The organism is Crossiella cryophila, from assembly GCF_014204915.1.
GTDB classification, from domain to species: Bacteria; Actinomycetota; Actinomycetes; order Mycobacteriales; family Pseudonocardiaceae; genus Crossiella; species Crossiella cryophila.
The window spans coordinates 8,372,949-8,385,728 of the sequence record NZ_JACHMH010000001.1; the positions used below are offsets into that span (position 1 = coordinate 8,372,949).

Consider the following 12,780-nt stretch of genomic DNA (forward strand, 5'->3'; position numbering starts at 1 on the left):
CCCGTCGCACCCGGCCGGCGATCCTGATCGCCCTCGCGGTCGGTGTCACGGCGCTTGTCGGTGTCTTCCTGCACCAGTTGCCTTCCCTTTCGCCCGACTCGGCCATCGAAATCCCGCACGGCGACCGGCATGGCCCACCCGGTCTCACCATGGCCGACGGCTCCGTCCCTGACGGCGTGACGGTCTTCGTCACCGACATTCCGGCGGTGACCAAACTCAAACCGGCACTGCTCGACGCCCTGCGCAAGGCCGCGAAGGACGCCGAGGAGGTCGGCATCCAGTTCGTCGTCAACAGCGGCTGGCGTTCCGCGGAACACCAGGAACGGATGCTCCGCGACGCCGTCTCGAAGTACGGCTCGAAAGAGGAGGCCGCCCGCTGGGTGGCCACCGCGGAGAAATCGCTGCACGTCTCCGGGGACGCGGTCGACCTGGGGCCGGCCAAAGCTACGACGTGGCTGGCCAAACACGGCGCCGAGTACGGCCTGTGCCGGATCTACGGCAACGAGCCCTGGCATTTCGAGCTACGCCCCAAGGCCGTCCGGAACGGCTGTCCACTCCCGTACGCCGACCCAACCCAGGATCCGAGGATGCGACGATGACCAGCGAATTCGGTAGACGTTCGGCGTTGCGGGCGATGGCCGCACTGGCCGGTACCGCCGCCGCGGCGCCACTGCTGGGCCAGTCGGCCCTGGCCCAGCCCGGCTCCGGCGGTGACGCGGACGCACTGTTCAAGGCCGGGAAGTTCGACCAGGCCGGCCGCGCCTACGAGAAAATCCTGACCACCGATCCCGGCAACGCGCACGCCGCCCGCCAGCGCGGTTATGTGGGGCTGCTGTCCAACAATTTCCCGGACGCCGAGAAATACCTCACCACGGCCATCACCCTGGCACCCGACAACAGGGAGGCCAACCGGCTGCTGGCCGACTGCTACACCCGGCAGGACAAATTCGCCCTCGCCGCGCCGCGTTGCCAGGCAGCGGGCCAGGAATCCGCCGCCAAGTTGCTCGCGGCCTTCCGCGGCGAGCCGTACCAGATCCACGGTGACCTCGCCCGGCTGCCGTGGAAACAGCTCGACCCGGTTCCGCTGATGGAGGTCTCACTCAACGGCGGACCGCCGAAGAACCTCTCCTTCTACACCCGGGTCGCGCCCCTGACCCTGTCGGCGAAAGCGGCCGCCGACGCCGGACTGCAGGTCGTGTCCAAGGACCAGATCGAGTTCGAGGGCAAAATCCACTGGAGCTACTACGGGATCCTGGACTCCCTCAGACTGGGCGAGATCGAGCTGCGCAACATCCCCGTCCGCTGGTCCGACGGCGAAGCCCGCCACGGATCGGACGGACTGATCGGCACCTGGATCCTGTACCACTTCCTGACCACCATCGACTACGCCGGCCGAGCACTGATCCTGCGCCGCCGAACCCCCGAAACGGCAAGGAAAGTCCGCGCCGACGCCGAACGAGCGGGCGCCGAACCCCTGCCGCTGTGGCTGGCCCGCGAACATCTGCTGTTCAGCCGGGGCAGCGTCGTCGACTCCGGCCCCCGGGTGGCCGGCCTGAACATCGGCGGCTCCGGCGAGATGATGGCGGGCATGACCCAGGAAACGGCCAAGCAGCTACGGGTCCGCATCGACCACGACCGCCCACTGGAAACCTCGGCCGGCGGCCAGTTCCTCACCACCTATCCCTGTTACCCGAGGGAGGTACGCCTCGGCAACGCCACCGCCAGGGACAGCTACTGCTACGCCAACGACCAGCCCGCCCTCGGCCGCGAAGGCTTCGACGTCCTGGTCCACTTCTCGCACTCCTTCTACAAGCCGTACAACATCACCCTCGACTTCACCGCCATGACCGTCCACATCGCCCGAGGCAAATCCACCTAGCCTCCTGGAACAAAAGCGAAGATCAAGAGCGCCCTCGCCGGACGGGCACAAATCAAAGGATGGGAAACCGCTCGGGAGGAGTTCGAAAAGCCACCCCGCCCGCCCACAACGGCCAACACACCGTCCACAACGGCCAACACCCTGTACCAGAACGGCCAACACGCCGGCTGGGGTTCAAGCTCCCGGCGTGTTGGCCGTTCTGGGACGGCGTGTTGGCCGTTGTTGTACCGTGTGTTGGCCGTTCTTGTACGCCAGGTTGGCTGTTGTTGTACGTCCCTCTCTCAGCCCAGGCGTTCGATGATGGTGACGTTGGCTTGGCCGCCGCCCTCGCACATCGTCTGCAGCCCGAACCGCCCGCCGGTGCGTTCCAGTTCGTTCAGCAAGGTCCCCATCAGCTTGGTCCCGGTCGCACCGATCGGATGGCCGAGGGCGATGGCGCCGCCGTTGACGTTGACCTTCTCCCACGGGGCCTTGACCTCGCGCATCCAGGCCAGCACCACGCTCGCGAACGCCTCGTTGACCTCGAACAGGTCGATCTCGTCCACCGTCATCCCGGCCCGCCGCAACGCGTGCCGGGTGGCCCGGATCGGAGCGGTCAGCATCGCCACCGGGTCCGCCCCGCGCGCGGACAGGTGGTGCACCCTCGCCCGGGGCTGCAGCTTGTACCGGCGGACTGCCTCCGCCGAGGCGACCAGGATCGCACTGGCGCCGTCGGCGAGTTGGCTGGACAGGGCGGTGGTGATGCGGCCGTTCTCCCGCAACGGTTTCAGCCCGGCCATCCGGTCCAGAGTGGTGTCCGCGCGGGGGCCTTCGTCGTCGGAGACGCCGTTGCAGGGCACGATCTCGCAGTCGAAGCGGCCTTCCGTCCTGGCTGTGATCGCCCGCTGGTGGCTGGCCAGGGCGTACTCCTCCATCTCCGCGCGGCTGATCTCCCAGCGCAGCGCGATGTGGTCGGCGGCCCGGAACTGGGACAGTTCCTCGTCGCCGTAGCGGTGTGCCCAGCCGGGGGACATCGCGGTGGGGGTCGGGTCGCCGAACTGTTCGCCGACGGTCATCGCCGAGGCGATCGGGATCCGGCTCATGTTCTGCACCCCGCCTGCCACCACCAGGTCCGCGGTGCCGCTCATCACCGCCTGGGCGGCGAAGTGCAGGGCCTGCTGGCTCGACCCGCACTGCCGGTCCACGGTCACCCCCGGCACCTGCTCGGGGTAGCCCGCGACCAGCCAGGCGGTGCGTGCGATGTCACCGGCCTGGGCGCCGATGGTGTCCACGCAACCGAACATCACATCGTCCACTTCGGACGGATCGGCGCCGGTGCGCTCGAACAGCGCGGTGATCACGTGCGCGCCCAGGTCCGCCGGGTGGATGGTGCTGAGTCCGCCGCCGCGGCGGCCGACCGGAGTGCGCACTGCGTCGATGAGGTACGCCTCGGGCACGGAACTCTCCTCCTCTTCTCGCCTACGCCTTGCGGACGGGACGTCGCCGGGTGGCGATGCCCTCGAGCAGGATGCCGAGGTACTGCCGGGCCACGTCCTGGGCGGACAGCGGGCCGTCCGGCCGGTACCAGTGCACCGCCACCCACACGGTGTCCCGGACGAACCGGAACACCAGCTCGACATCCAGGTCCGGCCGGAACACCCCGGCGCGCACCCCGTCCTCCAGGATGCCGACCCACAGCTTGCGGAACTCCACGTTGTGGTCGCCCAGGTAGCCGAACCGTTCCTGCTGGGCCAGGTATTTGGCCTCGTTCTGGTAGATCGCCACCTCGGCGTGGTGCTTGTCGATGCACTCGAAGGAGCTGATCACGACCTGTTCCAGCCGTTGCCGGGGGCCGAGGTCGGTGGCGGTGATCTCCCGGTAGCGCCCGAACAGCTCGTTGAGGAACCCGGTGAGGATCTCGTCGGCCATCGACTCCTTCGAGTCGAAGTGGTGGTACAGGCTGCCGGAGAGGATCCCGGCGGCGTCGGCGATATCGCGGACCGTGGTCGCCCGGAACCCGCGTTCGGCGAACAGCTTCGCGGCCAGCGCGAGCAGTTCGGCCCGGCGCTGCGATCCGCCGGTGTCGGGGGCACGTCGTGGGGTCACGCGGTTCTCCTTGGTCACGGGTGCTGGCTGCTCACCGACAGCACCTCGCCGGTGAGGTAGGTGGCGTAGTCGCTGGCGAGGAAGATCATGACGGTGGCCACCTCCCAGGGCTGCGCCGCCCGGCCGAACGCCTCCCGCCCGGCCAGTTCGGCGAGCAGTTCCTCGCTGGTCACCTTGGCCAGGAAGGGATGCGTGGCCAGGCTGGGCGCGACCGCGTTGACCCGGATGCCGTGCTGGGCCACGTCCAGCGCGGTGCACCGGGTGAACGCCATCACGCCCGCCTTGGCCGCAGCGTAGTGCGCCTGCCCGGCCTGGGCACGCCAGCCGATCACCGAGGCGTTGTTGACGATGGCGCCGCCCTGGCCCTGTTCGACCAGCAGCCGCAACGCCGCCCTGGTGCAGCGGAAGGTCCCGTTCAGCGTGACGTCCAGGACCCGTTGCCACTGCTCGTCGGTCATGTCCAGGATCGACGCGGTGCCGCCGAGTCCAGCGTTGTTGATCACTACGTCGAGTCGTCCGAAATGGACGGACGCGCCGGTGAACAGTTGCTGCACCTGGGCTTCGTCGGTGACGTCGCACGGAATCCCGGTCACCCGGTCACCGTGTTCGGCGGCCAGCCGTTCGACCGTCTCGCCGAGTCGTCGCTCGTGCCAGTCGCTGACCACCACCGCCGCGCCCTCCAGCAGGCAGCGTTCCGCGGCGGCCGCGCCGATCCCGGTGCCTGCGGCCGCGGTGACCACCGCGACCTTCCCGGTCAGCAGCCCGTGTCCCTCGGGTGGTCTCACGGCCGAACCTCCTTGGGCAGCCCCAGAATCCGCTCCGCGATGATGTTGCGCTGGATCTCGTCCGAGCCGCCGTAGATGGTGTCGGCGCGACTGAACAGGTACAGCCGCTGCCACCGGTCCAGATCATCGGGCGCGGTCAGCCCGGCCGCACCACGCACCGCCATGGCCAGTTCGCCGAGGCCGCGATGCCAGCGGGACCAGCACAGTTTGGCCACCGACGCCTCGAACCCGTTACGCGGCCCGGACATCGTGCGCACCGCCTGCGCCCGCATGACCTCCAGCCCGATCCACGCCCTGGTCACCCGTTCCCGGATCGCCGGATCCTCCAGGGCCCCGCATTCCCTGGCCAGCTCCACCAGCGCGGTCAGTTCCCGCCGGAACCCGACCTGCTGACCGAGGGTGGCCGCGCCGCGTTCCACGGTCAGCGTGCCCATGGCCACCCGCCAGCCGTCACCCGGTTGGCCCACAACGAGTTCCGCGGAGGTGCGGGCGTCGGTGAAGAAGACCTCGTTGAACTCGGCGGTCCCGGTGAGCTGCCGGATCGGCCGCACCCGCACGCCGGGCTGGTCCATCGGGATCAGCAGGTAGGACAGCCCGGCCTGTCGTCGTGACCCCGGTTCGGTGCGCACCACGGCGAAGCACCACTGGGCCAGATGGGCCAGCGAGGTCCACACCTTCTGCCCGTTGACCACCCATTCGTCCCCGTCCCGGCGCGCGGTGGTGCGCACCGCGGCCAGGTCCGACCCGGCCTCCGGCTCGGAATAGCCCTGGCACCACAGCTCGCTCACGGTGGCGATCCCGGGCAGGAACCGTTGCCGCTGTTCGGGTGAACCGAAGGCGATCAGCGTGGGCCCCAGCAACTCCTCACCCACATGGCTCACCCGGGCCGGGGCCTCGGCGCGGGCGTACTCCTCGTGGAAGACGACCTGTTCGGCCAGGGAAAGCCCCCGGCCACCGTGTTCCACCGGCCAGCCCAGGCAGGTCCAGCCGGCCGCGGCGAGGTGCCGGTCCCAGGCCAGCCGCTCTTCAAATGCCTCGTGTTCGCGACCCGGCCCGCCGAGCCCGCGCAGCGCGGCGAACTCGCCGGTCAGGTTGGTCGCGAGCCATTCCCTGACCGCGCAACGGAACGTATCCATGTCGGCCTCCAGGCTTCTCAAGGCGCACCGACCTGCGTAGGCTAGCCTACCAAGCACTTGCTTGGAGGTGTTCGGTGAATCCCAGCACCATCCCCGCGGCGTTGCACTCGGCGGCGCAGCGGTTCGGCGCGGCCGAGGCCGTGGTGGACGGCGAGACCCGCTGGAACTTCACCGGCCTGCTGGACCGGGTGCGCGCGGCGGCCGGGGTGTTCCTCGGCGCGGACCTGCATCCGGGCGACCGGGTGGCCGTGCTGGGGCCGAACACCGCGCACTGGATCGTGGCCGCGCTCGGCGCGCTGTACGCGGGCGGCACCCTGGTCCCGCTCAACACCCGGTTCACCGCCGCGGAAACCCTGGACGTACTCACCCGCAGCGGCGCGAAAGCCCTGGTGGTCACCGAGGAATTCCTCGGCGTCGACCGCCTCGCCGAGCTACGCCGGGCCGGGCTGCCACCGGAACTGCGCACCGTGCTGCGTATCCCGGTCGACTCCGCCGCGCCGGCCCCTGACCTGACCGGCTCGCCGGTTCCGCCACACGCGGTGGTGGCGCGCGCGGTGGTGGCGCGCGCGGAATCAGTGCGGGACAACGAGGTCAGCGACATCCTCTACACCTCCGGCACCACCGGCCGCAGCAAGGGCGCGATGAGCGCGCACCACCAGTCCCTCGGCGTGGCCGCGGCCTGGGCGGAACTGGCCGGACTGCGCACGGGTGACCGCTACCTGGTGGTGAACCCGTTCTTCCACAGCTTCGGCTACAAGATCGGCATCCTGGCGAGCCTGCTCACCGGCGCGACCCTGGTGCCCCAGGCCGTGTTCGACCCGGCCACCACGGTCCGGCTGATCGAGCGGGAGCGGATAACCGTGCTGCCCGGGGCACCCACCATCTACCAGTCGTTGCTGGACCATGAGCACACCGCGGACCTGTCCACGTTGCGGCTGGCGGTGACCGGCGCGGCCGTGGTGCCGGTGCGCCTGGTCGAGCGGATGCGGACCGAACTGGGTTTCGACACCGTGCTCACCGCGTACGGGCTGACCGAGGCGGTGGTGGCCACCATGTGCCACCCCGGCGACGACCCGGTCACCGTGGCCACCACCTGCGGCCGCCCCGCCGCCGGGTTCGAGCTGCGGCTGGCCGGTGACGGCGAGATCCTGTTGCGTGGCCCCAATCTGATGCTCGGCTACCTGGACGATCCGGTCGCCACCGCGGCCGCGATCGACGGCGATGGCTGGCTGCACACCGGCGATATCGGCCGCCTGGACGAGCATGGCTGTCTCACCATCACCGACCGGCTCAAGGACATGTACATCAGCGGCGGGTTCAACGTGTACCCGGCGGAGATCGAGAAGGCCCTGGCCGGACTGGACGGGGTGTCCGCCGCCGCGGTGATCGGCGTGCCGGACGAACGACTCGGCGAGGTGGGCCGTGCCTTCGTGGTGACCGGTCCCGGCGCCGCACTGTCCACTTCGGACGTTCTGGAGTTCTGCAAGGCACGGCTGGCCAACTTCAAGGTGCCGCGTTCGGTGGAGTTCCGGGATTCCTTACCCAGGAACGCTTCCGGCAAGGTGCTCAAACAGCGGTTGCGCGAGGAGAGCTGATGGTGGTCGAGTACGTCCGCAAGGACGCGGTGGCGGTGGTCACGATGAACCGCCCGGAGTACCGCAACGCGCAGAACTCGGCGATGACCTACGCCCTGGACGAGGCGTTCGCCCGCGCGGTGGACGATCCCGAGGTCAAGGTGATCGTGCTGGCCGGGTCCGGCGAGCACTTCTCCGCCGGGCACGACATCGGCAGCCCCGGCCGGGACGCGGACACCGCCTTCGACCGGAAAGCCGTGCTGTGGTGGGACCACACCGACCGGGAGGGCGGGGATCGACGCTATGCCAGGGAGATGGAGGTCTACCTCGGCATGTGCCGCCGCTGGCGGGAGATCCCGAAACCGGTGATCGCGATGGTGCAGGGCGCGTGCATCGCGGGCGGGCTGATGCTGGCCTGGGTGTGCGACCTGATCGTGGCGTCGGAGGACGCGTTCTTCGCGGATCCGGTGGTGCGGATGGGGATTCCCGGCGTCGAGTACTTCGCGCACCCGTGGGTGCTGGGTCCGCGGGCGGCGAAGGAGGTGCTGTTCACCGGCGACCGGTTCAGCGCGGCCCGTGCCTTCGAGTGGGGCATGGTGAGCCGGGTGGTGCCGCGCGCCGAACTCGCCGAGGCCACCTTCGCACTCGCCGAACGGATCGCCAGGATGCCGCAGTTCGGCCTGGCCCTGACCAAACGCGCGGTCAACCAGTGCGAGGACCTGATGGGTCAGCGGGCGGGCATGGACTCGGTGTTCGGCCTGCACCACCTGGCGCACGCGCACAACGCCGAAACCGGTCCGGACGCACTGTCCGGGCTGGACGCCAAGTCGATGCGAGCGGACCGCTGAGGTGGACCTGACCCTGGACGCCGAAGCGCGCGCTTTCCGTGCCGAGGCAACGGAATGGCTCACCGAGCACACCCCCGCCCGACTGCCTTCCCTTGACACCGCCGAGGGTTTCGCCGCGCACCGCGAGTGGGAGCACTCCCTGGCCCAGGCCCGCTGGTCGGTGGTGAGCTGGCCGCGCGAATTCGGCGGCCGGGAGGCGAACCTGCTGCACTGGCTGCTGTTCGAGGAGGCGTACTACGCCGCGGGCGCCCCGGCCCGGGTCAGCCAGAACGGCATCTTCCTGTTGGCCCCCACCCTGTTCACCCACGGCACCGACGAGCAACGCGAACGCCTGCTGCCACCGATGGCCAGGGCCGAGCAGATCTGGGCCCAGGCCTGGTCCGAACCCGAGGCGGGCAGCGACCTGGCCGCGATCCGCAGTCGCGCCAGGCAAACCAGCGGTGGCTGGCTGCTGTCCGGGCAGAAGACCTGGAGTTCCCGGGCAGCCTTCGCCGACCGGGCCTTCGGCCTGTTCCGCACCGACCCGGACGCGCAACGCCACCGCGGCCTCACCTACTTCCTGTTCGACCTGCGTGCCCCCGGCGTCACCGTCCGCCCCATCGCCCAGCTCGACGGCGAACCCGGCTTCGCCGAGGTCTTCCTGGACGAGGTCTTCGTCCCGGATGCCGATGTGCTGGGTCAACCGGGCGACGGCTGGCGGGTCGCGATGAGCACCTCGGCCAACGAACGCGGCCTGTCCTTGCGCAGCCCCGGCCGCTTCCAGGCCACCGCCCGCAAACTCGTCAACCTCTGGCAGCAGAACAAGAATCCCGTGCATCGCGACCGGGTGGTGGACGCCTGGATCGGCGCCCAGTCCTACCGCCTGCACACCCTGGCCACCGTCACCCGCCTGTCCGAGGGCGGCGAGCTGGGCGCGGAATCCAGTGTGGGCAAGCTGTTCTGGTCCGAACTCGACCTGTCCCTGCACGAGACCGCCCTGGACCTCCTCGGCGCGGAAGCGGAACTGGACAGCGACTGGCTGCGTGGCTGGCTGTTCGCACTGGCCGGTCCGATCTACGCGGGCACCAACGAGATCCAGCGCACCGTGGTCGCGGAACGCCTGCTCGGCCTCCCCCGGAGCCCCCGATGAGATTCGCCCTCACTCCAGAGCAAAGCCAGTTCGCCAAAACCCTCCACGCCGCCCTGGAGTCCACAAAGGACCCTTGGCCCACCCTCGTCACCCTCGGCGTCCCCGCCCTGCTCATCCCCGTGGAACACGGCGGATTGGGCGCGGACCCGATCGACCTGGTGGTGGCCATGGAGGAGCTGGGCCACCACGCCGTCCCCGGCCCACTCGCCGACACCCTGGCCGCTCTTCCCACCCTGCTAACCGACCTCGAACAACCCGAGCTACTGACCGAACTCGCCACCGGAACCCAGGCGTCACTGGTCATGCCCCCACACACCCCCTTGGCCCTGACCGCCAGTCGCTACTTCCATCTCGACCAGAACACCCTCACGACCGCGACCCCCGCACCTCGCCCCAGCCCCAACTCCGTCGCACCCCGCACTCCACTGTCCTCTGTGGACCCCGAGCGCCAGCTGCACCACCTGACCCCGACCACTCCCCTCGCCCAGGGCCCAGTCGTCCGCGCCGCAGCGGCCCGTGCGTTCAACCTCGCCACCCTGGCCACCGCCGCCCAGCTCCTCGGCGCGGCCAGGGCCATGCTCGACCTCACCGTCGCGCACGCCAAGGCCCGCACCCAGTTCGGTCACCCGGTCGGCGCGTTCCAGGCCGTCCAGCACCGCCTCGCCGACGCCCACGTCGCCCTCGAACTGGCCCGCCCGCTGACCCACGCCGCCGCCCTCACCCGCACCGCCCGCGATGTCTCCGCCGCCAGGGTGGCCGCCGCCGACGCCGCCCAGCGCACCGCGCGCACCGCGCTGCAACTGCACGGCGCGATCGGCTACACCCGGGAATATCCGTTGAGCCGCTGGCTCACCCTGGTCCGCGCCCTGCACACCAGCTGGGGCACCCAGGACCACCATCGCGGCCGGGTCATGGCCGCGCTCACGGAGGACTCATGGACCTGGGACTGACCGAGGATCAACTCGCCCTGCGCGCCACCATCCGCTCCGCCCTGTCCCGTGGTCACCGGGAGATCGACCTCGGACTGTCCATTCCGGACACCCACGGTGGCCAGGGCGGTGGTCTCGCCGAGGTCGCCATCGCCCTCGGCGAACTCCGCCTCACCCCCAACCCACTGCTCAACTCCACCCTGGCCGCCCAGGCCATCCTCGCCACCGGAAACCCGGAGGCCCAGGCCCGCCTGCTCCCCCGCATCGCGGGCGGCGAACCGGCCACCCTCGCCTGGACCGACCACAAAGGACACTGGACAACCCCGGCCTGCACCTACGACGGCACCCTGACCGGCACCGCGCACTACGTCCTCGACGGCGACCTCACCCTGGTCCTCGCCCAGACCGCCACCGGCCCCGCCCTGTTCCTCCCGCGCACCTGCTCCCGCGTCGACACCAACGCACTGGACCCGACCCGCCCACTGGGCACCCTCCACTGCGCCAACACCCCGGCCGACCACCTCGGTCCCGTCGACCTCGACCAGCTCCGCGACCAGGCATGTGTGCTGCTCGCCTACGAACAGGCCGAGATCGCCGCCGACGCCCTGGTCCGGACGGTCGACTACGCCAAGTCCCGGGTCCAGTTCGGCCGCCCGATCGGTTCCTTCCAGGCGATCAAGCACCGCCTCGCCGACCTGCACCTCACCGTGGAAACCGCCCGCTCCGCCGCCGCGGCCGCCCTGCACGCCCTGGCCGACCCCACCGAACTCCCGCGCTACGCGGCCCTGGCCAAGGTGCACTGTTCCGAGGCGCTGTCCACAGTGGCCGGTGAGATGATCCAGCTGCACGGCGGCATCGCGATCACCTGGGAGCACGACGCGCACCTGTTCTTCAAACGAGCGCACGGCAGCTCGCACCTGTTCGGCACCCCGGCCCAGCACCTGGACCGGCTGGCCGGACTGCTGGACCTCACATCCAGTCGGTCGGCCGCGACCAGGTGAACAACGAGTCCAGGTGCCCCGGCGACTCGCCACCGCCGTCGGTGGCCGCGTACCGCCCGCGATAGAACAACAGTGGCCGCCGCTCGCTGACCGGTCCCAGCTCACGCACCTCGCCGACCACGATCACGTGATCACCGGCGTCATGCTCGGCCCGCAACTCGCAGTCCGCCCAGGTCAGCACCCCGGCCAGCAACGGCGATCCGCTCCCGGCCGGGTTCCAGTCAACCCCCGCGAACTTGTCCGGTCCACTTCGACCGAACACAGTGGACAGTCCCTGCTGATCTTCCGCGAGCATATTCACCGCGAACACGCCCGCCTGCCGGATCAGCGGCAACGACCGCGAGGTGTGGCCCGCGCAGAACAGCACCAGCGGCGGGTCCAGGGACAGCGCCGCGAAGGACTGGCAGGCGAACCCGACCGGTCCCGGCGCGGTCACTACCGCCACCCCGGTGCAGAAGTGCCCGAGCACCGCGCGGAACCGGTCCGCGGTCAGTCCACTGTCGACGGTCACGACGGTGGCTGCCCGATGCTGAAGTCGTGACCCCACAGGCTCACCGCCGTGCTCTCCCTGGCGATCCAGTTCTCGTCCTCGACCTGCCTGCCCTCGCAGCCGTACTCGACGTCGAACCCGCCGGGGGTTTTCATGTAGAAGGACAGCATGAGGTCGTTGACGTGCCTGCCCAGGGTCGCCGACATCGGCACCTTGCGCCGCAGCGCCCGGTCCAGGCACAGGCCCACGTCGTCGGGTTCCTCCACCTCGACCATCAGGTGCACGATCCCGGACGGGGTGGGCATCGGCAGGAACGCCAGGCTGTGGTGGCGAGGGTTGCAGCCGAAGAACCGCAGCCAGGCCGGATCCCCGTCCGCCGGCCGCCCGACGAGTTGCGGGGGCAGCCGCATCGAGTCCCGCAGCCGGAAGCCGAGCACGTCCCGGTAGAAGGCCAGCGCCGCCGCGTCGTCGTGGGTGGAGAGCACCACGTGCCCGAGGCCCTGCTCGCCGGTGACGAACCGGTGCCCGTACGGGCTGACCACCCGCCGGTGTTCCAGCGCGGCGCCGTGGAAGACCTCCAGGGTGTTCCCGGACGGGTCCTCGAAGCTGATCATGCCGGTGACCCGCCGGTCCGCCAGTTCCGCTTTCTCGGCCGCTTTCACCGGCACCCCGGCGGCGTCCAGGCGGTCCGCGACCTCGGTCAGCTCGGCCTCGTTGGCGACCTCCCAGCCCGCCGCGGCCAGCCGGTCGCGCTCGCCGGGCAGGATCACCAGCCGGGCCGGGAAATCGTCCATCCGCAGGTACAGCGCGGCCGGGTCGGCGCCCTTGCCCTCGACCATGCCGAGCACCTTGAGGCCGAACTCGCGCCACTTCGGCACGTCGGTGGCCTCGATGCGCAGGTACGCCAGCGATCGGATGCCCATC

Annotated in this window: 13 protein-coding genes; 7 read left to right on the forward strand and 6 right to left on the reverse strand. The window is 70.2% G+C overall.

Annotation, left to right across the window (positions count from 1 at the left end; genetic code table 11):
- The first annotated feature begins 77 nt into the window (after nt 1-77).
- Both HNR67_RS35930 and HNR67_RS35935 read left to right on the forward strand, forming a co-directional pair.
- Nucleotides 78-599 (forward strand): M15 family metallopeptidase, encoded by a 522-nt coding sequence (locus tag HNR67_RS35930; protein WP_246492668.1) that lies wholly within the window; start codon nt 78-80, stop codon nt 597-599.
- Entirely contained in the window at nt 596-1,879 is a 1,284-nt protein-coding gene (locus HNR67_RS35935) for a tetratricopeptide repeat protein (protein ID WP_185007271.1), read from the forward strand. The genes HNR67_RS35930 and HNR67_RS35935 overlap by 4 nt, the downstream gene beginning before the upstream one ends.
- A 281-nt stretch (nt 1,880-2,160) precedes the next feature.
- Here the strand turns inward: HNR67_RS35935 and HNR67_RS35940 are convergent, their stop codons facing one another.
- From HNR67_RS35940 to HNR67_RS35955, 4 genes are read right to left on the reverse strand one after another with little or no spacing between them, the layout of a single operon-like run.
- Entirely contained in the window at nt 2,161-3,315 is a 1,155-nt protein-coding gene (locus HNR67_RS35940; RefSeq protein ID WP_185007273.1) for an acetyl-CoA C-acetyltransferase, read from the reverse strand.
- A 22-nt stretch (nt 3,316-3,337) separates the two neighbouring features.
- Nucleotides 3,338-3,964: a TetR/AcrR family transcriptional regulator gene (locus tag HNR67_RS35945; RefSeq protein ID WP_185007275.1), complete on the reverse strand. Its 627-nt coding sequence runs from the start codon at nt 3,962-3,964 to the stop codon at nt 3,338-3,340.
- A gap of 14 nt (nt 3,965-3,978) precedes the next feature.
- Complete coding sequence (locus HNR67_RS35950) at nt 3,979-4,749, reverse strand: SDR family oxidoreductase (RefSeq protein ID WP_185007277.1); 771 nt, start codon at nt 4,747-4,749, stop codon at nt 3,979-3,981.
- A complete protein-coding gene (locus HNR67_RS35955; protein WP_185007279.1) occupies nt 4,746-5,885 on the reverse strand; it encodes an acyl-CoA dehydrogenase family protein in 1,140 nt (379 codons plus the stop codon). Before HNR67_RS35955 ends, HNR67_RS35950 begins: the two co-directional genes overlap by 4 nt.
- Before the next feature lie 74 nt (nt 5,886-5,959).
- Between HNR67_RS35955 and HNR67_RS35960 the strand changes: the two genes are divergently transcribed.
- Genes HNR67_RS35960 through HNR67_RS35980 form a run of 5 tightly spaced genes read left to right on the forward strand, consistent with a single transcriptional unit; the run spans nt 5,960 to nt 11,366 of the window.
- A complete protein-coding gene (locus HNR67_RS35960; protein WP_185007281.1) occupies nt 5,960-7,480 on the forward strand; it encodes a FadD3 family acyl-CoA ligase in 1,521 nt (506 codons plus the stop codon).
- Complete coding sequence (locus HNR67_RS35965; RefSeq protein WP_185007283.1) at nt 7,480-8,307, forward strand: enoyl-CoA hydratase; 828 nt, start codon at nt 7,480-7,482, stop codon at nt 8,305-8,307. The genes HNR67_RS35960 and HNR67_RS35965 overlap by 1 nt, the downstream gene beginning before the upstream one ends.
- 1 nt (nt 8,308) lies before the next feature.
- The gene (locus tag HNR67_RS35970) at nt 8,309-9,436 is read left to right on the forward strand and encodes an acyl-CoA dehydrogenase family protein (protein ID WP_185007285.1); all 1,128 of its coding nucleotides are present in this window, start codon (nt 8,309-8,311) and stop codon (nt 9,434-9,436) included.
- The gene (locus HNR67_RS35975) at nt 9,433-10,386 is read left to right on the forward strand and encodes an acyl-CoA dehydrogenase family protein (protein WP_185007287.1); all 954 of its coding nucleotides are present in this window, start codon (nt 9,433-9,435) and stop codon (nt 10,384-10,386) included. The genes HNR67_RS35970 and HNR67_RS35975 overlap by 4 nt, the downstream gene beginning before the upstream one ends.
- Nucleotides 10,371-11,366, forward strand: a complete 996-nt coding sequence (locus HNR67_RS35980) for an acyl-CoA dehydrogenase family protein (RefSeq protein ID WP_221490167.1) — start codon at nt 10,371-10,373, stop codon at nt 11,364-11,366. The genes HNR67_RS35975 and HNR67_RS35980 overlap by 16 nt, the downstream gene beginning before the upstream one ends.
- Here the strand turns inward: HNR67_RS35980 and hsaB are convergent.
- Both hsaB and hsaC read right to left on the reverse strand, forming a co-directional pair.
- Nucleotides 11,335-11,877 carry a 3-hydroxy-9,10-secoandrosta-1,3,5(10)-triene-9,17-dione monooxygenase reductase subunit gene (gene hsaB / locus HNR67_RS35985; protein WP_185007289.1) on the reverse strand — a complete coding sequence of 181 codons (543 nt, stop codon included), beginning with the start codon at nt 11,875-11,877 and terminating at the stop codon, nt 11,335-11,337. The genes HNR67_RS35980 and hsaB overlap by 32 nt on opposite strands.
- Entirely contained in the window at nt 11,874-12,779 is a 906-nt protein-coding gene (hsaC, locus tag HNR67_RS35990) for an iron-dependent extradiol dioxygenase HsaC (RefSeq protein ID WP_185007290.1), read from the reverse strand. The genes hsaB and hsaC overlap by 4 nt, the downstream gene beginning before the upstream one ends.
- Between the last annotated feature and the right edge of the window lies 1 nt (nt 12,780).